16 protein-coding genes and 3 rRNA genes are annotated in these 22365 nt (G+C 70.1%); 8 read left to right on the top strand and 11 right to left on the bottom strand.

The features are described from left to right. Window positions 1–229: 229 nt before the first annotated feature. From BOQ63_RS27800 to BOQ63_RS27780, 5 genes are all read left to right on the top strand, one after another. Window positions 230–1381 carry a hypothetical protein gene (locus BOQ63_RS27800; protein WP_050366754.1) on the top strand — a complete coding sequence of 384 codons (1152 nt, stop codon included), beginning with the start codon at window positions 230–232 and terminating at the stop codon, window positions 1379–1381. Window positions 1382–1386: 5 nt separating this feature from the next. Further along, window positions 1387–2088: a DUF4129 domain-containing protein gene (locus tag BOQ63_RS27795; RefSeq protein ID WP_033350789.1), complete on the top strand. Its 702-nt coding sequence runs from the start codon at window positions 1387–1389 to the stop codon at window positions 2086–2088. Further along, window positions 2085–3314 carry a DUF4350 domain-containing protein gene (locus BOQ63_RS27790; protein WP_051746860.1) on the top strand — a complete coding sequence of 410 codons (1230 nt, stop codon included), beginning with the start codon at window positions 2085–2087 and terminating at the stop codon, window positions 3312–3314. Before BOQ63_RS27795 ends, BOQ63_RS27790 begins: the two co-directional genes overlap by 4 nt. Before the next feature lie 26 nt (window positions 3315–3340). After that, on the top strand, window positions 3341–4321 hold the full coding sequence (locus tag BOQ63_RS27785) for an AAA family ATPase (RefSeq protein WP_051746870.1): 981 nt from the start codon (window positions 3341–3343) through the stop codon (window positions 4319–4321). A gap of 85 nt (window positions 4322–4406) precedes the next feature. Further along, complete coding sequence (locus BOQ63_RS27780; protein ID WP_030553222.1) at window positions 4407–5717, top strand: DUF58 domain-containing protein; 1311 nt, start codon at window positions 4407–4409, stop codon at window positions 5715–5717. 3 nt (window positions 5718–5720) lie between these two features. On the opposite strand, the gene BOQ63_RS27775 is transcribed toward BOQ63_RS27780, so the two are convergent. The 6 genes from BOQ63_RS27775 to BOQ63_RS27750 form a co-directional block, all read right to left on the bottom strand. Then, entirely contained in the window at window positions 5721–6878 is a 1158-nt protein-coding gene (locus BOQ63_RS27775; protein WP_072656370.1) for an RNA polymerase sigma factor, read from the bottom strand. Between the two features lie 23 nt (window positions 6879–6901). Beyond that, window positions 6902–7321, bottom strand: coding sequence for a YciI family protein (locus tag BOQ63_RS27770; RefSeq protein ID WP_030283918.1), 420 nt, complete (start codon window positions 7319–7321; stop codon window positions 6902–6904). A 193-nt stretch (window positions 7322–7514) separates the two neighbouring features. Further along, window positions 7515–7631: ribosomal RNA gene (gene rrf / locus BOQ63_RS27765) — 5S ribosomal RNA — on the bottom strand. A gap of 86 nt (window positions 7632–7717) precedes the next feature. Then, window positions 7718–10837: ribosomal RNA gene (locus tag BOQ63_RS27760) — 23S ribosomal RNA — on the bottom strand. A 271-nt stretch (window positions 10838–11108) separates the two neighbouring features. Next, window positions 11109–12625: ribosomal RNA gene (locus tag BOQ63_RS27755) — 16S ribosomal RNA — on the bottom strand. The 16S, 23S and 5S rRNA genes sit together here, the layout of an rRNA operon. Before the next feature lie 573 nt (window positions 12626–13198). Continuing rightward, complete coding sequence (locus tag BOQ63_RS27750; protein ID WP_072655148.1) at window positions 13199–14203, bottom strand: stage II sporulation protein M; 1005 nt, start codon at window positions 14201–14203, stop codon at window positions 13199–13201. A 241-nt stretch (window positions 14204–14444) separates the two neighbouring features. Between BOQ63_RS27750 and BOQ63_RS27745 the strand changes: the two genes are divergently transcribed. Next, a complete protein-coding gene (locus tag BOQ63_RS27745; protein ID WP_030289956.1) occupies window positions 14445–15410 on the top strand; it encodes an RDD family protein in 966 nt (321 codons plus the stop codon). Window positions 15411–15463: 53 nt separating this feature from the next. Here the strand turns inward: BOQ63_RS27745 and BOQ63_RS27740 are convergent, their stop codons facing one another. Next, the gene (locus tag BOQ63_RS27740; RefSeq protein WP_030289955.1) at window positions 15464–16093 is read right to left on the bottom strand and encodes a hypothetical protein; all 630 of its coding nucleotides are present in this window, start codon (window positions 16091–16093) and stop codon (window positions 15464–15466) included. 110 nt (window positions 16094–16203) lie between these two features. On the opposite strand from BOQ63_RS27740, the gene BOQ63_RS27735 reads away from it, so the two are divergent. Continuing rightward, window positions 16204–16716, top strand: coding sequence for a SigE family RNA polymerase sigma factor (locus tag BOQ63_RS27735; RefSeq protein WP_030289954.1), 513 nt, complete (start codon window positions 16204–16206; stop codon window positions 16714–16716). Then, the gene (locus tag BOQ63_RS27730; protein WP_030289953.1) at window positions 16713–17780 is read left to right on the top strand and encodes a hypothetical protein; all 1068 of its coding nucleotides are present in this window, start codon (window positions 16713–16715) and stop codon (window positions 17778–17780) included. Before BOQ63_RS27735 ends, BOQ63_RS27730 begins: the two co-directional genes overlap by 4 nt. 66 nt (window positions 17781–17846) lie before the next feature. Here the strand turns inward: BOQ63_RS27730 and ahcY are convergent, their stop codons facing one another. The 4 genes from ahcY to BOQ63_RS27710 form a co-directional block, all read right to left on the bottom strand. Continuing rightward, window positions 17847–19295: an adenosylhomocysteinase gene (gene ahcY / locus BOQ63_RS27725; RefSeq protein WP_030289952.1), complete on the bottom strand. Its 1449-nt coding sequence runs from the start codon at window positions 19293–19295 to the stop codon at window positions 17847–17849. Between the two features lie 339 nt (window positions 19296–19634). Further along, complete coding sequence (locus BOQ63_RS27720; RefSeq protein WP_030289951.1) at window positions 19635–20612, bottom strand: cation diffusion facilitator family transporter; 978 nt, start codon at window positions 20610–20612, stop codon at window positions 19635–19637. Window positions 20613–20791: 179 nt separating this feature from the next. Beyond that, the gene (locus BOQ63_RS27715; protein ID WP_030289949.1) at window positions 20792–22036 is read right to left on the bottom strand and encodes an SIS domain-containing protein; all 1245 of its coding nucleotides are present in this window, start codon (window positions 22034–22036) and stop codon (window positions 20792–20794) included. A gap of 84 nt (window positions 22037–22120) precedes the next feature. Continuing rightward, window positions 22121–22303, bottom strand: a complete 183-nt coding sequence (locus BOQ63_RS27710; RefSeq protein WP_030289948.1) for a Trm112 family protein — start codon at window positions 22301–22303, stop codon at window positions 22121–22123. Between the last annotated feature and the right edge of the window lie 62 nt (window positions 22304–22365).

Raw genomic sequence — 22365 nt, 5'->3', positions numbered from 1 at the left:
AACGGCCAAGTCCCCGGCCGTCGAATTCCGGCCATACCGGGCGAATAGCCCTAGTCGGAACGCCTTCGAACGGTCCGGAACCCGCCGCCCGACCCCCAGGCGGGCCCCGTTGCCGATCAGCAACCGGATACCCCTGGGGCGTCTCCGGGCCCCATGGCACGATGGGCGCTGCGCGCGGGCGAAAGATCCGCCCGGATCCGCGCCCAGGACGCCCCTCCGAGGAGCAGTGATGACCGACACTCCGGGCTGGGCCTCGCCCAGCTCGTCCGAGCCGCCCCGCGACGGCGTCCGGCCCCCGGCCGACGCGCCCGCCGCCGTGCCCGGGCCGTCGGCACCCCCTCGGACCACCTCCGGCTGGGGCGCCCAGTACGGACAGCCGAACCACGGCGGGCAGACGCCCGGCCGCGACCCGTACGGCTGGGACGCCGCGCGCAGCCCCCGGCCCGGTGTCATCCCGCTGCGCCCGCTGAGCGTCGGCGAACTGCTCGACGGCGCCGTCACCACCGTGCGCCGGCACTGGCGCACCGCCCTCACCCTCTCGCTCGGCATCGCCGTCGTCGACCAGGCCGGCACCTTCGTCGCCCAGCTGCTGGTCAAGGGCCGGACCGGCGCCTCCACCCAGCTCCTCACCCTGCTCGCCAGCCTGCCGCTGACACTGCTGCTCGACGCGCTCGCCGTCGCACTGCTCACCATCGTGGTCAGCCGCGCCGTGCTCGGCCGCTCGGTGACCGCCGGCGAGGCCTGGCGCGACGCCCGGCCCCGGCTGCTGCAGCTGCTCGGGCTCACCGTGCTCACCACCCTGATGAGCGGCGGCGTGGTGCTGCTGGGCTTCACCCCGCTGCTCGGCTACCGGGCCGGCGGCGCCGACAGCCCCGCGACCGTGTCCCTGCTGTTCCTGGTCGGCCTGCTGACCCTGCCGGTCGGCCTCTGGCTGCTGATCCGCTACAGCCTGGCCGCCCCCGCGCTGATGCTGGAGAAGCAGGGGGTGGTGACGGCGCTGTCGCGCTCGCGCCGACTTGCCCGCGGCTCCTGGTGGCGGATCTTCGGCATCGTCCTGTTGAGCCGGCTCCTGGCCGGGATCGTCGGGGCCACCCTGGTCATCCCGTTCCGCTTCATCGGCCTGGTGCTGGGCTTCGGCTCCATCGACCGCTTCGGCGACTCCTCGCAGCAGTCCATCGGCATGATGGTGCTGACCGCGATCGCCGGGATCATCGCCTCCTCGCTGACCACCCCGTTCCTGGCCGCCGTCGGCGTACTGGTCTACATCGACCAGCGGATCCGCCGCGAGGCCCTGGACATCGAGCTCGCCCGCGCCGCCTCCACGCCCGAGCAGGGCACCGGCGGGAACGGCCGGGCCGACCAGACCCCGGCGAGGCACTGAACCGGATGCCGATCTGGGGGGACAGGCTCCTCGCCGCCGGCGGCGCTCCGGTCACCGTTCCGCGTGACCCGGCCCGCGACGCCGCCCGCGACGAGCTGCTCAAAGCCGACTACCACAAGAACGACCCGACCGTCCTGGAACGCGTCGTCGACTGGATCTGGGACCACATCGACCGCGCCATGGGGAGCATCTCCGGCGACGGCACCGACGGCACCACCGGGCTGGTGCTGTTCCTGGTCGTCGCCGTGGTGATCGGCGCCGCCCTCTGGTGGCGCCTCGGCGCCCCCAAGCGCGCCGCCCGTACCGTCCTGGGTGTGTACGGCACCGAGGGCCCGCGCAGCGCCGACCGGTACCGCGCGGAGGCCGCCGGGCACGCCGCCGCGGGCCGCTGGTCCGAGGCCGTCCGCGAGCAGATGCGCGCTCTGGTCCGCGCCCTGGAAGAACGCACCCTGCTCGACGCCCGCCCCGGCCGCACCGCCGACGAGGCCGCCGCCGAGGCCGGCCGGGCCCTGCCCGAGCACGCCGCCGCGCTGGCCGCGGCCGCCCGTACCTTCGACGACGTCGCCTACGGCGAGCGCACCGCCGACCAGGCCGCCTACCAGCTGCTGCTGGACCTCGACCGGACGCTGGAACGCACCCGCCCGGTCCTCGCCCACGCCTCCGCCGCGGCCGCCGCCCCGGCCCCGACCACGGGAGGAGCGGCATGACCGGCACGGCCCCGGCTCCCCCCGCCGCCGAGCGAGCCCCCGGACGACCCACCGACGCCACGCCGACCAGCCTCGCCCCCACCGGGCGCGGCCTGGCCCGCCGGGCCCGCTGGTACCTGGTCTTCCTCGCCGTCCTGCTGGTCGCCGCCGTCGGCATCGCCGTCCTCAACCGCGGCCACCGCTACCCGCCGATCGACCCGCGCTCCTACGACTCCGACGGCGCCCACGCCGTGGTCGCGCTGCTCGAACACCAGGGCGTCAAGGTCGAACTCGGCACCGACCCGGCGGCCGCCGCGAACGGCGCCGACACCCTGGTGCTGCCCGAACCCGACCTGCTCAGCCCGGCCCAGCTGCGCGCCGTCGCCGCCGCCCGGCACCAGCGGCTGGTCCTGATCGCCCCGGGTCCGGCCGCACTCGGCGTCCTCGCCCCCGGCATCCGCGCCGCCGACGAGGCCGGCGACGCCCCGTTCGCGCCCGTCCGCGGCACCCAGCCGGGCTGCTCGCTCCCCGAGGCCCTCCGGGCCGGCAGCGCCTCCACGGGCGGCATGCTCTACACCAGCGGCAGCCGCGGCGACGGCTGCTACCAGCGGGGCCACGCCTACCCCCTGGTCCGCACCCCGAGCGGGGGCGGCGACGTCATCGTGCTGGGCAGCGGCCGGTTCCTGCGGAACGACGAGCTCGCCGGGGACGGCAACGCCTCGCTCGCGCTCGGCCTGCTCGGCTCGCAGCCCCGCCTCACCTGGCACCTGCCCGACTACACCGCGCCGGTCGCCGAGGGCACCCCGCACAAGTCCTTCGGCGACTACATCCCGAAGGGCTGGCACTGGGCCCTCTACCAACTCGCCGTCGCCGCCGTGCTCGCCGCCCTCTGGCGCGCCCGCCGACTCGGCCCGGTGGTCAGCGAGAACCTGCCCGTGGTGGTCCGCGCCGCTGAGACCACCGAGGGCCGCGCCCGCCTCTACCGGCGGGCCAAGGCCCACGGCCGCGCCGCCGAGGCCCTGCGCCGCGCCGCCGCCCACCGCCTCGCCCCCGCCCTGGGCGTCCCGCTCCAGGCCGGCGCCCCCGAGCCGGAAGCACTCTGCGCGGCCGTCGCCGGCCGCCTCCCCGAACGACCCGCCGCGGACGTCCGGGCCCTGCTCTACGGCCCGCCCCCGACCGACGACGCCGCGCTGCTGCGGCTCGCCGACGACCTCGACGCCCTCGAAAGGCAGGTACGGAACCCGTGACCGAACAGGCGACCGCCCAGCTCCGCATCACCCCCGGCACGGCACCCGCCACCCCCGCCACCGACCCGCGCGCCGCGCTGACCGCCCTGCGCGCCGAGATCGGCAAGGCCGTGGTCGGTCAGGACGCCGCCGTCACCGGCCTCGTGGTGGCCCTGCTCTGCGGCGGCCACGTCCTGCTCGAAGGCGTCCCCGGCGTCGCCAAGACCCTGCTGGTCCGCACCCTCTCCACGGCGCTCAGCCTGGAGACCAAGCGCATCCAGTTCACGCCCGACCTGATGCCCGGTGACGTCACCGGCTCGCTCGTCTACGACGCCCGCACCGCCGAGTTCTCCTTCCAGCCCGGCCCGGTCTTCACCAACCTGCTGCTCGCCGACGAGATCAACCGCACCCCGCCCAAGACCCAGGCCGCCCTGCTGGAGGCCATGGAGGAGCGGCAGGTCACCGTGGACGGCGAGCCTCGCGCGCTGCCCGTCCCGTTCCTGGTCGCCGCGACCCAGAACCCGGTCGAGTACGAGGGCACCTACCCGCTGCCCGAGGCCCAGCTCGACCGCTTCCTGCTCAAGCTGATCCTGCCGCTGCCCGACCGCGACCAGGAGTTCCAGGTCCTGTCCCGGCACGCGTCCGGCTTCGACCCCAAGGACCTCGCCGCCGCCGGCGTCCGCCCGGTCGCCGGGCCCGAGCACCTCGCCGCCGCCCGCGAGCAGATCGCCGGGCTGACCGTCTCCCCCGAGGTCCTCGCCTACATCGTCGACCTCTGCCGGGCCACCCGGCAGTCCCCGTCGCTCTCCATCGGCGTCTCCCCGCGCGGTGCCACCGCCCTGCTCGCCGCCTCGCGCGCCTGGGCCTGGCTCGCCGGACGGGACTACGTCACCCCGGACGACGTCAAGGCGCTGGCCCTGCCCACCCTGCGGCACCGCGTCGCACTGCGCGCCGAGGCCGAGATGGAGGGCGTCACCGCCGACTCCGTCATCCAGGCCGTCCTCGCCCAGACGCCCGCCCCCCGCTGACCCACGCCCACCGGCGCACCGGGCTTCTCGCCGCCGCCGAACCCACGGCCCCTCCGACCACGGGCTTCCGAAGGAGCGCACCCGCATGGCCCTCACCGGGCGAACCGCCCTGATCGCCGCGCTCGGCGCGCTCTTCGTCGGCCTCCTGCTGCCCTCCTGGGTGGGGATCGGGGCCGTCACCGGCGCGGTCCTGCTCGCCGTCCTGGCCGACCTGGTGCTCGCCGCCCCCGTCCGCAGCCTGCGGATCGTCCGGGGCGGCGCCACCACCGTCCGGCTCGGCGACACCGCCTCCGTCGAACTGACCGTCACCAACCCCTCCGGGCGGCCCCTCCGCGCCCTGATCCGCGACGCCTGGGCGCCCTCCGCCTGGCGCCCCGGCACCGCCGAGACCGCCTCCCGGCACACCCTCGCCGTCCCCGGCGGCGAACGGCGCCTGGCCGTCTCCGTGCTCGCCCCCAGCCGACGCGGCGACCACCACGCCCACCGGGTGACGGTGCGTTCGCTCGGCCCGCTCGGCCTGGCCGGCCGCCAGGGCTCCCACCACGTCCCCTGGACGGTCCGCGCGCTGCCCCCGTTCCACAGCCGCAAGCACCTGCCCTCCCGGCTCGCCCGGCTGCGCGAACTCGACGGCCGCACCTCGGTGTTGACCCGTGGGCAGGGCACCGAGTTCGACTCCCTGCGGGAGTACCTGCCCGGCGACGACGTCCGCTCCATCGACTGGCGCGCCAGCGCCCGCCGTCACACCGTCGCCGTCCGCACCTGGCGCCCCGAACGCGACCGGCACATCCTCGTCGTGCTCGACACCGGCCGCACCTCGGCCGGCCGCGTCGGCGACGCCCCCCGCCTGGACGCCGCCCTGGACGCCGCCCTGCTGCTCACCGCCCTCGCCACCCGCGCCGGCGACCGGGTCGACCTGCTCGCCCACGACGCCCGCAAGCGTGCCGCGGTCATCGGCAGCTCGCCCAGCGAGATCCTGCCGGCCTTCACCAACGCGATGGCCCTGCTGGAGCCCGCGCTGCACGAGACCGACATGCGCTCCCTGGTCTCCACCGCGCTCAGGATGGCACCGCACCGCTCGCTGATCGTCCTGCTCACCGGCCTCGACGCGGCCCCCGTCGAGGACGGCCTGCGGCCCCTGCTGCCGCTGCTCACCAAACGCCACGAGGTCGTCCTCGCCTCGGTCGCCGACCCGCACCTGGACGTGCTGGCCGCCGGCCGCGGCACCGTCGAGGCCGTCTACGGCGCGGCCGCCGCCGAACGGACCCGCGCCGACCGCCGCCACACCGCCGACCGCCTCACCCGGCACGGGGTCACCGTCCTCGACGCCCCGCCCGCCCAGATCGCCCCGGCCCTGGCGGACACCTACCTGGCGCTGAAGGCCGCCGGCCGGCTCTGAACCTCAGCCCCTCCCGGGATCGTTGAGCCGCACGTTCAGCCGGGCGGCCTGCCGCGTCAGGTGGTCGCGCTCGGCGGGGTTGGGCGCCCGGTGCGCCGCCTCGACGTACAGCCGGGCCGCCGTCTCCAGGTCCCCGTCGCGCTCGTGGAGGTACGCCGCCACCGCCGCGTACCTCGGCAGGGACGCGTCCACCGCCCCCAGCGCCGCCAGCCCGGCGCGCGGCCCGTCGGCCTCGCCCACTGCCACCGCGCGGTTCAGCCGGACCACCGGACTGTCCGTCAACCGCACCAACTCGTCGTACCACTCGACGATCTGCACCCAGTCGGTCTCCTCGGCGGTGGGCGCGTCCGCGTGCAGCGCCGCGATCGCCGCCTGGGCCTGGAACTCACCCAACCGGTCCCGGGCGAGGGCCGCCTGCAGGATCCCGACGCCCTCGGCGATCAACCCGGTGTCCCAGCGGCTGCGGTCCTGCTCGGCGAGCGGCACCAGACTGCCGTCGGGCGCCGTCCGGCCGGCCCGGCGGGCGTGGTGCAGCAGCATCAGCGCCAGCAGGCCCGCCACCTCGGGATGGTCGATCGCCCCCGCAAGCTGCCGAGTGAGCCGGATCGCCTCCGCGGCGAGGTCGACGTCGCCCGAGTAGCCCTCGTTGAAGACCAGGTAGAGGACGCGCAGCACGGTGGCGACGTCGCCGGGCCGATCGAACCGGCCGGCGGACACGGTGCGCTTGGCCCGGCTGATCCGCTGCGCCATGGTCGCCTCGGGCACCAGGTAGGCCTGGGCGATCTGGCGGGTGGTCAGCCCGCCGAGTGCGCGGAGGGTGAGCGCGACCGCCGACGACGGCGACAACGACGGGTGGGCGCACAGGAAGTAGAGCTGCAGCGTGTCGTCCGCCGCGGCCGCCGGCCCGGGCTGCGGCTCCTGGTCGACGAGGTCCTCCCGACGGCGGCGGGCGGTGTCCGCCCGGGCCGCGTCGAGGAACTTCCGCCAGGCGACGCTGACCAGCCAGCCCTTCGGATCGCGCGGTGGATCGGCCCTCCAGCCGCGAACCGCCTCGATCAGCGCCTCCTGCACGGCGTCCTCGGCCGCCGCGAAATCTGCTCCGCGGCGGACGAGGACGCCGAGCACGGCCGGCGTGAGGCTCCGGATCAGGGCCTCGTCCATCGGGTGGCCTCCGCTGACCTCCGTCATCGGAGATGGCACTCCGTGGTGGTCGACGGCATCCCCAGGAACGGGCGCAGTTCCAGCCACTCGTGGATCGGCTTCCCCCCGGCACCGGGAGCGGCCGACAGCTCCCCGGCCAGTTCGACGGCGCGCTCGTAGCTGTCGACGTCGATCACCATCCAGCCGGCGATGAGGTCCTTGGTCTCGGCGAACGGACCGTCGGTCACCGGCGGACGGCCCTCACCGTCGTACCGGACCCACGTCCCCTCCGGCGCAAGCGCCTGGCCGTCGACGTACTCGCCGGTCTTCTCCAGCCGGGCGGCGAAGTCCTGCATGTACGTGATGTGCGCCGTGACCTCCTCCGGCGTCCACTGGTCCATCGGCACGCAGTTGACCGCGGTCGGAGCGCCTCGGTAGTGCTTGAGCAGCAGGTACTTGGCCATCGTCTTCTCCTCGGTGCTGATGCGACCCATTGTGGCCGCGTCCACCCCGGGGACGGAGCCGGCCACGGGTTCTCGACACGAGTGACCAAGATTCTTTCCGGCAGCGGCGGTGGCCGTGGCCACGGCCGACCTCCCTGCCTCGGAAATGCGAAAAGCCCCTGATCCAAAGGATCAGGGGCTTTTCTGAATGATTGTTCGGCGGCGTCCTACTCTCCCACAGGGTCCCCCCTGCAGTACCATCGGCGCTGTGAGGCTTAGCTTCCGGGTTCGGAATGTAACCGGGCGTTTCCCTCACGCTATGACCACCGAAACACTATGAAACTGTCAACCGCACCAACCCACGTCTTACGGGGTCGGGGTCGTTGTTTCAGAACAACACAGTGGACGCGAGCAACTGAGGACAAGCCCTCGGCCTATTAGTACCGGTCAACTCCACCCCTCACAGGGCTTCCATATCCGGCCTATCAACCCAGTCGTCTACTGGGAGCCTTACCCTCTCAAGGAGGTGGGAGTGCTCATCTCGAAGCAGGCTTCCCGCTTAGATGCTTTCAGCGGTTATCCCTCCCGAACGTAGCCAACCAGCCATGCCCTTGGCAGAACAACTGGCACACCAGAGGTTCGTCCGTCCCGGTCCTCTCGTACTAGGGACAGCCCTTCTCAACACTCCTACGCGCACAGCGGATAGGGACCGAACTGTCTCACGACGTTCTAAACCCAGCTCGCGTACCGCTTTAATGGGCGAACAGCCCAACCCTTGGGACCTACTCCAGCCCCAGGATGCGACGAGCCGACATCGAGGTGCCAAACCATCCCGTCGATATGGACTCTTGGGGAAGATCAGCCTGTTATCCCCGGGGTACCTTTTATCCGTTGAGCGACGGCGCTTCCACAAGCCACCGCCGGATCACTAGTCCCTACTTTCGTACCTGCTCGACCCGTCAGTCTCACAGTCAAGCTCCCTTGTGCACTTACACTCAACACCTGATTGCCAACCAGGCTGAGGGAACCTTTGGGCGCCTCCGTTACCCTTTAGGAGGCAACCGCCCCAGTTAAACTACCCACCAGACACTGTCCCTGATCCGGATCACGGACCCAGGTTAGACATCCAGCACGACCAGAGTGGTATTTCAACGGCGACTCCACAACAACTGGCGTTGCTGCTTCACAGTCTCCCACCTATCCTACACAAGCCGAACCGAACACCAATATCAAGCTATAGTAAAGGTCCCGGGGTCTTTCCGTCCTGCTGCGCGAAACGAGCATCTTTACTCGTAATGCAATTTCACCGGGCCTATGGTTGAGACAGTCGAGAAGTCGTTACGCCATTCGTGCAGGTCGGAACTTACCCGACAAGGAATTTCGCTACCTTAGGATGGTTATAGTTACCACCGCCGTTTACTGGCGCTTAAGTTCTCAGCTTCGCCCCACCGAAGTGGAGCTAACCGGTCCCCTTAACGTTCCAGCACCGGGCAGGCGTCAGTCCGTATACATCGCCTTACGGCTTCGCACGGACCTGTGTTTTTAGTAAACAGTCGCTTCTCGCTGGTCTCTGCGGCCACCCCCAGCTCAAGGCGCAAGGCCCGTCACCAGGAATGGCCCCCCTTCTCCCGAAGTTACGGGGGCATTTTGCCGAGTTCCTTAACCATAGTTCACCCGAACGCCTCGGTATTCTCTACCTGACCACCTGAGTCGGTTTGGGGTACGGGCCGCCATGAAACTCGCTAGAGGCTTTTCTCGACAGCATAGGATCATCCACTTCACCACAATCGGCTCGGCATCAGGTCTCAGACTATATGTGAGGCGGATTTGCCTACCCCACGTCCTACACCCTTACCCCGGGACAACCACCGCCCGGGCTGGACTACCTTCCTGCGTCACCCCATCGCTCACCTACTACCCCGTTGGGCCACCGGCTCCACCACTTCCCTTTGCCCGAAGGCTCCGGGACGGCTTCACGGGCTTAGCATCAGAAGGTTCAGCGTTGGCGCTTCAAAGCGGGTACGGGAATATCAACCCGTTGTCCATCGACTACGCCTGTCGGCCTCGCCTTAGGTCCCGACTTACCCTGGGCAGATCAGCTTGACCCAGGAACCCTTGGTCAATCGGCGCAAGAGTTTCCCACTCTTGTATCGCTACTCATGCCTGCATTCTCACTCGTATACCGTCCACGACTCGATTCCTCGGCCGCTTCACCCGGCACACGACGCTCCCCTACCCATCACAGCAGGCGTTGGCCCTATAGCTGCAATGACACGACTTCGGTGGTGTGCTTGAGCCCCGCTACATTGTCGGCGCGGAATCACTTGACCAGTGAGCTATTACGCACTCTTTCAAGGGTGGCTGCTTCTAAGCCAACCTCCTGGTTGTCTCTGCGACTCCACATCCTTTCCCACTTAGCACACGCTTAGGGACCTTAGTCGGTGTTCTGGGCTGTTTCCCTCTCGACCATGGAGCTTATCCCCCACAGTCTCACTGCCACGCTCTCACTTACCGGCATTCGGAGTTTGGCTAAGGTCAGTAACCCGGTAAGGCCCATCGCCTATCCAGTGCTCTACCTCCGGCAAGAAACACGTGACGCTGCACCTAAATGCATTTCGGGGAGAACCAGCTATCACGGAGTTTGATTGGCCTTTCACCCCTAACCACAGGTCATCCCCCAGGTTTTCAACCCTGGTGGGTTCGGTCCTCCACACGGTCTTACCCGCGCTTCAACCTGCCCATGGCTAGATCACTCCGCTTCGGGTCTTGGGCATGCAACTGAAACGCCCTATTCGGACTCGCTTTCGCTACGGCTACCCCACACGGGTTAACCTCGCTACACACCGCAAACTCGCAGGCTCATTCTTCAAAAGGCACGCAGTCACGGCCAGCCGGTAAACCGACTGACGACGCTCCCACGGCTTGTAGGCACACGGTTTCAGGTACTATTTCACTCCGCTCCCGCGGTACTTTTCACCATTCCCTCACGGTACTATCCGCTATCGGTCACCAGGGAATATTTAGGCTTAGCGGGTGGTCCCGCCAGATTCACACGGGATTTCTCGGGCCCCGTGCTACTTGGGTGTTCTTCAAGCGAGCCGTACAGATTTCGTCTACGGGGGTCTTACCCTCTACGCCGGACCTTTCGCATGTCCTTCGACTACCCATACGGTTTCTGACTCGCCGACCGGCCGGCAGACCGATCAAGAAAAAACCCACGACCCCCCGAGCGCAACCCCTGCCGGGTCTCACACGCTCAAGGTTTAGCCTCATCCAGTTTCGCTCGCCACTACTCCCGGAATCACGGTTGTTTTCTCTTCCTGCGGGTACTGAGATGTTTCACTTCCCCGCGTTCCCTCCACACTGCCTATGTGTTCAGCAGCGGGTGACAGCCCATGACGACTGCCGGGTTTCCCCATTCGGACACCCCCGGATCAAAGCTCGGTTGACAGCTCCCCGGGGCCTATCGCGGCCTCCCACGTCCTTCATCGGTTCCTGGTGCCAAGGCATCCACCGTGCGCCCTTAAAAACTTGGCCACAGATGCTCGCGTCCACTGTGCAGTTCTCAAACAACGACCAGTCACACACCCTCAACGATCCCGAAGGACCATCTCAAGTGAGGCCGGCATCCTTGAGGCAACTTCCGTTCCCTCAGGACCCAACAACGTGCCCGACACAGCCAATCCCAGAACGCGTTCCACGCCGAAGCAGTACTAGCCCCTGGTCTCTTCCTGTGCCGAATAGTCAACGTTCCACCCATGAGCAACCGTGCAGAACATTCGCCTGCAAGCGGCCATGTGCTCCTTAGAAAGGAGGTGATCCAGCCGCACCTTCCGGTACGGCTACCTTGTTACGACTTCGTCCCAATCGCTGGTCCCACCTTCGACGGCTCCATCCCTTACGGGTTAGGCCACCGGCTTCGGGTGTTACCGACTTTCGTGACGTGACGGGCGGTGTGTACAAGGCCCGGGAACGTATTCACCGCAGCATGCTGATCTGCGATTACTAGCAACTCCAACTTCATGGGGTCGAGTTGCAGACCCCAATCCGAACTGAGGCCGGCTTTTTGGGATTCGCTCCGCCTCACGGCATCGCAGCCCTTTGTACCGACCATTGTAGCACGTGTGCAGCCCAAGACATAAGGGGCATGATGATTTGACGTCGTCCCCACCTTCCTCCGAGTTGACCCCGGCAGTCTCCTGTGAGTCCCCGACATTACTCGCTGGCAACACAGAACAAGGGTTGCGCTCGTTGCGGGACTTAACCCAACATCTCACGACACGAGCTGACGACAACCATGCACCACCTGTATACCGACCACAAGGGGGCACCCATCTCTGGATGTTTCCGGCATATGTCAAGCCTTGGTAAGGTTCTTCGCGTTGCGTCGAATTAAGCCACATGCTCCGCTGCTTGTGCGGGCCCCCGTCAATTCCTTTGAGTTTTAGCCTTGCGGCCGTACTCCCCAGGCGGGGAACTTAATGCGTTAGCTGCGGCACCGACGACGTGGAATGTCGCCAACACCTAGTTCCCAACGTTTACGGCGTGGACTACCAGGGTATCTAATCCTGTTCGCTCCCCACGCTTTCGCTCCTCAGCGTCAGTAATGGCCCAGAGATCCGCCTTCGCCACCGGTGTTCCTCCTGATATCTGCGCATTTCACCGCTACACCAGGAATTCCGATCTCCCCTACCACACTCTAGCCTGCCCGTATCGAATGCAGACCCGGGGTTAAGCCCCGGGCTTTCACATCCGACGCGACAGGCCGCCTACGAGCTCTTTACGCCCAATAATTCCGGACAACGCTCGCACCCTACGTATTACCGCGGCTGCTGGCACGTAGTTAGCCGGTGCTTCTTCTGCAGGTACCGTCACTTGCGCTTCTTCCCTGCTGAAAGAGGTTTACAACCCGAAGGCCGTCATCCCTCACGCGGCGTCGCTGCATCAGGCTTTCGCCCATTGTGCAATATTCCCCACTGCTGCCTCCCGTAGGAGTCTGGGCCGTGTCTCAGTCCCAGTGTGGCCGGTCGCCCTCTCAGGCCGGCTACCCGTCGTCGCCTTGGTAGGCCATTACCCCACCAACAAGCTGATAGGCCGCGGGCTCATCCTGCACCGCCGGAGCTTTCCACCAACCCCCATGCGGAGGAAGGTCGTATCCGGTATTAGACCCCGTTTCCAGGGCTTGTCCCAGAGTGCAGGGCAGATTGCCCACGTGTTACTCACCCGTTCGCCACTGATCCACCCCGAAGGGCTTCACCGTTCGACTTGCATGTGTTAAGCACGCCGCCAGCGTTCGTCCTGAGCCAGGATCAAACTCTCCGTGAATGTTTACCCGTAATCGGGTCCACACCCGCGTTGAGCGGCACGGCAACCACCGGAATAGGGTGATCCCGCGCACTGCGTCCTCGCTAGTGTTTGTTTCAAAAGGAATCTCCAACCCCGATCAGACGATCGAGGCCGGGGATGTCAACATATCTGGCGTTGACTTTTGGCACGCTGTTGAGTTCTCAAGGAACGGACGCTTCCTTCGGACCGCCTTCCAGCGGGCCCTCCGGGCGCTTCGTTCTTTCGTGTTTCCAGCTTATCAGATGTTTTCCGCTCCGTTTTCCGGAGTTTCATTCATCCGATTCCCGCTGGTGGGATTTCCTTCGAACTTCGCTCGGAAGCTTATCAGGGCTTCCGGTGTGCTCAGTCCGGGGGTTTCGCTTTATCGGAGGGTGCGCATTTCGTAAAACGCGCTCGCCTCGATTCGGCGGTGTCGTAGACACTAGCGCCCGGGACCGACCGTTGTCCAGTCAGTCCCAACCGTTCAAACCTACTAGCCCACCCTCACCACGTCAATGGTTTGGCCGGGATGCGAGAAGACTAGCAGGTCAGGGGCCTGTTGATCACATCGGCTCAGGCCGCGACGGGCTGCAGGTCCGCCCGGTCGGCCGCGTCCACATCGCCGACCTCTCCGCCCTGCGCGGCCTTTCGGCCGAGCACCAGGGCGTACAGGAGGAAGGCCACCTCGGCCAGTACACCGATCGAAATGCGGGCCCAGGTCGGCAGGCCGGACGGCGTCACGAAGGCTTCGAGCACTCCGGAGACCGCCAGCACCGTCGCCAGGCCGATCGACATCCCGATGATCGAGCGGCCCTGTTCCGCCAGCGCCACCGTGCGCGTGCGCGGACCGGGGTCGATGACGGTCCAGCCGAGCCGCAGGCCGAGGCCGCCCGCCACGAACACCGCGGTCAGCTCCAGCAGCCCGTGCGGAATGAGCAGGCCGAGGAAGACGTCGAGCCGTCCGGCGGAGGCCATCAGACCGATGCCCACACCGAGGTTGACCACGTTGGTCCACATCACCAGGAGCACCGGAATGCCCAGCGCGATGCCGTACAGCAGGCACTGCACGGCGATCCAGGCGTTGTTCGTCCAGACCTGGGCGGCGAAGGAGCTGGCCGGCCGGTCCGAGTAGTAGGCCTCGTACTGGCCGCCGGGGCGGGTCATCTCCCGCAGGTCGTCGGGGGTGACGAGGCTGTTGCGGACCTCGGGGTGGGTCGCCATCCACCAGGCGAGCAGCACGGTGGCGGCCATCGAGACGGCCGCCACCGGCGCCCACCAGCGGCGGGCGCGGTAGAGAGCGGCCGGGAAGCTCACCGTGTAGTAGCGGGCGACGTCCTGCCAGCCGTTGGTCCGGGCTCCGGTCACCGCGCTGCGGGCCCGCGAGACCAGACCGGTCAGCCTGCCGATCAGCGCCGGGTCCGGCGCGGCGGCCTGGACCTTGGCGAGGTGGCCGGTGGCGCGCTGGTAGAGGGTGACCAGCTCGTCGGCCTCCTCGCCGCTGAGCCGGGGCCTACGGGCGAGGGCGTCCAGCCGGGCCCACTCCCCCTGGTGGGTGGCGACGAAGACGTCCAGGTCCATTCGGCGGCTCCATGGTCGGCGATGGCGCGAGGCGCGCGTGCGCGGTCGGGCAGGTACGTACGGACACGTGCGGGCCCAGCATGCCAGGAGCCGCCCCCGGTTCGGCCGCCGGGATCTCACTTCCCGAGCGACCATCGGGCGCCGTATGTTTGCGGCTGCGGATCAGACTGTGGAGAGCGGGCAGTGGGGGCCGATCCAACCGCGCTCCCCCGTCCCGCGTGAGCGTGAACGGACAGGTGTCTTGAGCGACCTGGTGACGGGTGAGGCGGTCGTCCTCGACCTGCAGACGGCGAAGCTTCCGAGCAGGGCGCTGGCGATCGTGCTCGACCTGCTCGTCGAGTTCGCCGCCCTGTTCATCTGCACGCTGGTGATGAGCGTCGCCCTGGCGGACCTCGACAGCGCGGCGCTCACGGCCACGATGCTCGGCATGACGGTGTTCTTCCTGGTCGCCCTGCCGGTGATGGTCGAGACCCTCACCCACGGGCGCTCGCTCGGCAAGGCCGCACTCGGTCTGCGGGTCGTGCGCACCGACGGCGGGCCGGTGCGGTTCCGGCATTCGCTGGTGCGCGGACTGGTCGGCTTCTTCGAGGTGATCGCGATAACCGGCGCCCCGGCCGTGATCACCTCCGCGCTGAACCCGGACGGCAAGCGGCTCGGCGACATCTTCGCCGGGACGGTGGTGATCCGCGAGCGCACCCCTGGTGTGGGCGGCCCCGCCAGCCCGCTGCCGCCGGTGCACCCGCAGCTGCTGCACGCCATGGGCCGCGAGCTGGTCGCGATGGACCTGTCGGCGGTGCCCGAGCCGCTATGGCTCGCAACCCGCCAACTGCTGGGCCGCATCGGCCAGTTGGATCCGAGCGTGACGTTCCGGATGTCCACCGGACTGGCCGGGGACCTGGCCGCCCGAACCGGGAACCCGGTGCCGCAGGGCCTGCACCCGGCCGCCTACCTGGGGGCGGTGATCACCGAGCGCCAGCGCCGGGAGTGGATGCGCGCCCACCAGCAGTTCGCGGCAGCGGCGGTCCCCGTCCAGACGCCCGCCCCGCACCCGGTGGCCACGCCCGACGGCCGACCGCACCGCGTCCTCGGCGTCCCCGCAGCGCCCGTACCCGCACCCGCTCCCGCCGCCCCGTCCTTCACGAAGCCCGCCGCGCCCGCGCAGCCCACGCCGCCCGCCCCCGGTACCGGCTTCGCCCCACCCGCCTGAGTCTCGGCCCGCCTGAGGCCCCACCCGCCCGAGGCCCCGCGCTTCTGCTCCCCTTACTCCCCCGCCGCCCAGGCGTTCGGCGGCGACGCCAGCTCCTCCAGCTCGATCCCCGCCGCCGCCAGCACCACGTCCCCCGCCAGGTGCACCACCTGCTGCTCCCCCGTCTCCAGGTCCGCCACCTGGTACCGCTCGACCACCAGCGGCCCCGAGTCGGTCTCGTGGGTGTCCACCCCCTCCAGCAGCCACCCCTGGTCGAAGGTGCGCGGCGCCAACACCGGCTCGGTGAACGCCACCAGCCGCACCCGCGCGCTCGCCCCCTCCCGCAGCCGCAGCATCCGGGCGGTGGCGACCAGGAAGGCCGGCGAGCTCCCGGTGAAGCCGTGCGCCCGGTCGTGCCCCTCCGTCGCGTGCTCGCCGCCCGGGTCCGCCGCGTCGGTACGGACCCAGGCGACCCCGTCCACCGCGCCGCCTCGCACCTGCCAGCCACCGGCCCGCAGCTCCATCCGCAACGGACGGGCGCGCGAGTCCAGCGTCAGGTCGACACTGCCGATCACCCGGCCGTCCGGCGCGTAGGTCTTGGAGACGTACCTCCACCCGGCCGCCCCGGGCGCGCAGCTGAACCGCTCCTCGCCGAGCAGCACGTGGTCATGGGTGTCGTGGAGCGAGTACCGACCGTTGGGCATGCCCAAAAGCCTACGCGCGGGGCTCCCGTGCAACTTTCCCCGGTGGTGCGCGCATTAGGGGTGTGGACGGCACCGGACCGGTGCCGCCGCCACGACGAGAGGGGGTGCGGATGGCGAAGCAGACACGCGACGAGGAGTTCACGGTGTACGTGGCCTCCAGGAGCGGCTGGCTGCGGAAGGTCGCCTATCTGCTCTGCGGGGACTGGCACCGGGCCGACGACCTGGTCCAGGAGACGATCACCAAGCTGTACGTGAACTGGGCGCGGGCCTCGCGGATGGAGAACCGGGACGGCTACGCCCGCCGGGTGCTGGTGAACACCTTCCTGGCGGAGCAGCGCTCCCCGTGGTGGCGCCGTACCCTCCGCTCCGAGGCCGGCCCGGAAGGGGTGGCCGGTGACGTTGACCTGGACGCCTCCCTCGACCTGCGCCGGGCCCTCGCGGCCCTCCCGCCCCGGCAGCGGGCCACCGTGGTGCTGCGGTACTACTGCGACCTGTCGATCGAGCAGGCCGCCGAAACCCTCGGCTGCTCCTCCGGCAACGTCAAGAGCCAGAGCTCCCGTGCCCTGGAAGCGCTGCGCGGCACCCTCGCCCCCCGTCCCACCGCCGCCGAGAGGACGCCATGACCACCAAGGATCACGACGACCTGACCGCCCGGTTGACGGCCGTCGCCGACGGGCCCGCGCCGCCGCCGCGGATCGACGCCGGCCGCTCCGTCGCCGAGGGCACCACCCGGCTGCGCCGCCGTCGGCTCGCCGTGGTCGGCGCCGTCGCCGTCGCCACCGCCGCGGTGATCACGGTGACGTCGCTGCTGGCGCCCGCAGGCGGCTCCGCCGTCCCGGCCCCGCCGGTCGGCTCCACCGTGTCCCCCTCGCCGTCCGCCTCGCCGTCCGCGACCCCGACGCCCACCGGCTTCGACCCGCTGACCACCGAGGTCCACTTCGGCTGGCTGCCCGACTGGGCCGGCGGCGAGCGGGGCATCGGCTACGAGACCGGCTACCACGGCATCCATGCCGAGGCCCGCGGCACCGGCGAGAACGCGCCGCGCATCCTGCTCTCGCAGTACCCGGTCGGCGAGCAGCCCCCGATGACCACGGGCGGTTCCCCGCTGACCAAGGTGGACGCCGAGCCGATCGACGGACGGACGGCCTACTGGGTGGTTCCCCAGCGCGGGTCCGGCTCGTCCGAGCCCACGCTGCGCTGGCTGACCGCCTCGGGGCGCTGGGCGGAGATCACCGGCTACGGCGGCAAGCCCGGGGACGTCACCGAGGAGGTGCTGCACAAGGCCGCCGGGGACGTCAGGTTCGGTCACTGGAACGTCCCGCTGCCCGTCCGGTTCACCGGACTGCCGGAGGCTTTCAAGGCCACCGACGTCCAGCTGTCGGTGCCGGACACGGACGGGGTGGGTGCCTGGAGCCTGTGGGTGATGTTCCAGCTCGACGGCAAGAACGTCTCGGTCAACATGCGACCGAACGGGCCGCACGCCACCTTCACCGGCACGGACGGCTCCCCGTACACGGACCCCAACCCGCCGCTGGTCGCCGTGCAGAACGGGGTGGAGGTGTCCATCGCCTCCGGGGCCGGCATGCCGGCCACCCTGGAGCAGCTCGGCGGCCTTCCCTGGATGCTCGCCCACACCACGGCGCTCGGCCCGGACCCGGGCAGCTGGACCACCGACGTCATCCGCTGAGCCAGGACGCGCCGGTGGCCGGCACCCACGGGGGGTGCCGGCCACCGGCGTTGCAGCGTCACCGCATCAGTAGCGGTACTGCTCCGACTTGTACGGGCCCTCGACCGGAACGCCGATGTAGTCGGCCTGCTCCTGGGTCAGGGTGGTCAGCTTCACGCCCAGCGCGTCCAGGTGCAGGCGGGCGACCTTCTCGTCCAGGTGCTTCGGGAGCACGTAGACGCCGATCGGGTACTGCTCGGTCTTCGTGAACAGCTCGATCTGGGCGATCGTCTGGTTCGCGAAGGAGTTGGACATCACGAAGGACGGGTGGCCGGTCGCGTTGCCCAGGTTCAGCAGGCGGCCCTCGGAGAGGACGATGATGGTGCGGCCGTCGGCCTTGCGCCACTCGTGGACCTGCGGCTTGATCTCGGTCTTCACGATGCCGTCGAGCTTGGCCAGGCCGGCCATGTCGATCTCGTTGTCGAAGTGGCCGATGTTGCCCACGATGGCCTGGTGCTTCATCCGGGCCATGTGCGAGGCCATGATGATGTCCTTGTTGCCCGTGGTCGTGATGAAGATGTCGGCGATCTCGACGACGTCGTCCAGGGTGGCGACCTGGTAGCCGTCCATCGCCGCCTGGAGCGCGCAGATCGGGTCGATCTCGGTGACGATGACGCGGGCGCCCTGGCCGCGCAGCGACTCGGCGCAGCCCTTGCCGACGTCGCCGTAGCCGCAGACGACGGCGACCTTGCCGCCGATCAGGACGTCGGTGGCACGGTTGATGCCGTCGATGAGCGAGTGGCGGCAGCCGTACTTGTTGTCGAACTTCGACTTGGTGACCGAGTCGTTGACGTTGATCGCCGGGAACAGCAGCTGGCCGTCACGGTGCATCTCGTACAGGCGGTGGACACCGGTGGTGGTCTCCTCGGTCACGCCCTTGATGGTGGCGGCGACCTCGGTCCACTTGTTCGGGGTGTCCTTGAGGGTGCGGTTGAGCAGCTCCAGGATGATCCGGAACTCGTCGTTGTCCGCGGTGGACGGGTCCGGAGCGGCACCGGCCTTCTCGAACTCGACGCCCTTGTGGATCAGCAGGGTGGCGTCACCGCCGTCGTCCAGGATCATGTTCGGGGTCTTGCCGTCAGGCCAGGTCAGCGCCTGCTCGGTGCACCACCAGTACTCCTCCAGGGTCTCGCCCTTCCAGGCGAAGACCGGCACGCCCTGCGGGTTCTCCGGGGTGCCCTCCGGGCCGACCGCGATCGCGGCGGCCGCGTGGTCCTGGGTGGAGAAGATGTTGCAGGAGCACCAGCGGACCTCGGCGCCGAGCGCCGTCAGGGTCTCGATCAGCACGGCGGTCTGGATGGTCATGTGCAGCGAGCCGGTGATCCGGGCACCGGCCAGCGGCTGCGACGCGGCGTACTCGGCGCGGATGGCCATCAGGCCGGGCATCTCGTGCTCGGCCAGCTGGATCTCCTTGCGGCCGAACGGCGCCAGGGAAAGGTCGGCGACCTTGAAGTCACCGGTGATGTCGGTCGACATGCGTCTGCTCCTCGCTGATGGGGGTGGGGCGAAGCCAAGGTCCGGATGTGCGTTGCGCATGGCGGGCCGTCCGGGTGCACGGCTACGCCGGGGCGACCTGGTCCGGTGGTACGGACCGGTTCCCCGCTGCGCAGCACAAACCGTCGGAGGACCTCTCTCCCTCGACCGGCGCACACCCCGGGGGCACGGACCGCCGATCGACCGCCATCAGCAGCGACGTTCTGGCTCTGGTGACGAATCTACACCGGCGGCCCCGTCGGCCGTCCGTGGATGACCGATTTCGGTCGCCGGTCCGACCGCCGCTCGGCCCCGGCCCGAGGGCACCGCGCGCACGGTGCGTCAGTGCGCAGCGGCAGGCCCCGGGCCGCCCGGGGTGGCGGCCGGGTCCTCGCCCGCGGCGGCCTTCTCGGCGCTGTAGACGTCCGGTTCCAGGTAGATCGCCCGGGCGATCGGGACGGCCGCCCGGACCCGCTCCTCGGCCGCGTCGATGGCCAGCGCCACCCGGGCCGCGCTGTCCTCCGCGTTGACGGCGATCTTGGCGGCCACCAGCAGCTCCTCCGGCCCGAGGTGCAGGGTGCGCATGTGGATCACCCCGGTGACGGCCTCGCCGTCCACCAGTGCGGCACGGATCCGCCGCACCGACTCCCTGTCGGCGGACTCCCCGAGCAGCAGCGACTTGGTCTCCAGCGCGAGCACCACCGCGATCAGCACCAGCAGCACGCCGATGCACAGGGTGCCGACGCCGTCCCAGACGCCGTTGCCGGTGACCACGGTGAGCGAGACGCCGAGCAGCGCCAGCACCAGGCCGATCAGGGCGCCGGTGTCCTCCAGCAGCACCACCGGCAGCTCCGGCGCCTTGGCGGTGCGGATGTACTGCACCCAGCCCTGGCCGCCCTTGGCCTTGGCGGACTCGCGCACCGCAGTGAGGAAGGACCAGCCCTCCATCGCGACGGCGAAGAGCAGCACGCCCACCGCCCAGCCCCAGGACTCCAGCGCCTCGGGGTGGTTGACCTTGTGCCAGCCCTCGTAGACCGCGAACAGCCCTCCGACGCTGAACAGCACGATCGCCACCAGAAAGCCGTAGATGTAGCGCTCGCGCCCGTACCCGAACGGGTGCTCCTCGTCCGCCGCCCGGCGCGCCCGCCTGCCGCCGATCAGCAGCAGCACCTGGTTGCCGGAGTCGGCCACCGAGTGCACGCCCTCGGCCAGCATCGAGGAGGAGCCGGTGAAGCCGAAGGCGGCGAACTTCGCCGCCGCGATCGCCAGGTTCGCGGACAGCGCCGCCACCAGTGCCCTCGTCCCGCCCTCAGTACTCATGCGCCCACCTCGCTCCGCTCGGCAGGGGCATTCGCCCACACGCACCCACCAACGGCTCGCTCACTCCGCTCGCTCACGCGCCCACCTCGCTCCGCTCGGCAGGGGCATTCGCCCACACGCACCCACCAACGGCTCGCTCACTCCGCTCGCTCACGCGCCCCAACCTAGCGGCAGCGCGCTCAGGACTGCGCGGCGGCGAGCCCCAGGTAGACGGCGGCGAAGTCGGTCAGCGCGATCAGGTCGGCCAGCGCGTGCAGCTGCTCCGGGAGGGTGCTCGCGTACTCGGTCAGCCGCACCTCGTGGGCGGCCGCCAGCCGGTGCGCCCGGGTGACGCCGAAGCTGCGCGGCCGCGGGTCGTCCTCGGTCACCTCCGCGGGGCCGTCCTGCTCCTCGGCGGGGCCCGTACCGGGGACGTGGCGCAGCAGCAGGACCTGGAGGTGCAGCGGGTCGGGCTCCTCGACGCGGTCTCGGAAGAAGTCGTCCGGGTCCGCGCCGGCGCCCCACTGGCCGGTGAACATGCCGCGGTGGGCGGTGAGTGCCTGGGGCAGCGACCCGGCCAGCGCCGGGCGGCCGGCCCGGTCGGCCAGCTGGGCGGCGAACCGGGCGGCGGCCGCGGCGGCGACCGGGCCCTCGGCCCACAACAGCGGGACCGTCCCGGCCAGCCGGGCGGCCAGCCCCTTCGCCGGGTTGGTGTACGCGGCGGCGTCCGGGCGGCAGCGCACGGCGGTGGCGTCCAGCAGGTCGGCGACGGCCGGCAGCGCGTCGTACGGCAGCTGGGTGAGGCCGAGCTTCTGGGCGAGCGCCAGCAGCGGCGTCAGGTGGGACCACAGCGCGGCCGGGTCCTCGGCCGGCAGGTCCGGCTCGGCGGCCGGCACCGCGGGCGCCCCCTCGTCGGGCAGCACCGCGGCGACGTACGGCAACGGCAGCGCGCGCACCTGCAGCGCGGCCCCGGCCAGCGGGCTGCCGGCCGGGGCGGTGACGACGATGGCGCAGCCGCGCGCGTACGCCTGCTCGGCGAGGCTGATCAGACCCTGCTCGCCGCCGTCGGCGGAGCTGACCACCAGCAGGTCGAGGGGACCGGCCCAGCCGGGCAGCTGCCAGCCGAGGCCGGCGGTGAACGCGGGCGGGGCACCGGCCCGGTCGGCGCGCGGGGCGGCGGCCTCGGTCGGCGGCAGCGGGGCGACCAGGGTGGCGGAGCCGGCGAGCACGGCGAGGATCTCGGCCGCCGTCAGGGCACTGCCGTGCCCGGCGACCAGGACGGCACGCGGGCGGCCGTCCGGGCGCAGCCGGTCGAGGCCGGCCGTGTCGGCCTGCCGCAGCGCGGTGCGGACCCTGGCACCGGCGCCGGCCAGGGCCAGCAGGGCGCGGTCGTGGTCGGCGCGCTGGAGGGCGGCCGGGTCGTCGAGCAGGGTGTCGTCGAGCATGCGGCGGGCCTCCGGCTGTCCTGTGGTCGGCGGGCGCGGGTGGGGCTGTCGCCCCGGGGGCGTGTCCGACACGCCCCAACAGGATCAGGCCGGGCGGCGGGCCTCGTCCACCAGGAGGACCGGAATGCCCTCGCGGACCGGGTACGCGAGGCCGCAGTCCGCGCCGGTGCAGACCAGCTCGGGCTGCTCCTCGGTGCCGCCCTCGGTGAGCGCGGCCCGGCACTGCGGGCAGACCAGGATCTCCAGCAGGAAGGATTCGAGCTTCATGGGGCTCTCCAAAGTTCGGTGTGGCACGGAGGTGCCCCGGCCGATAGGCAACCCTACCGGCC

It is taken from the genome of Streptomyces viridifaciens, assembly GCF_001888885.2.
In the GTDB taxonomy this organism is placed as follows: Bacteria; Actinomycetota; Actinomycetes; order Streptomycetales; family Streptomycetaceae; genus Kitasatospora; species Kitasatospora aureofaciens.
Note: the sequence above shows the minus strand (reverse complement) of the source record. Positions and strands in the feature narration are given on the sequence as shown.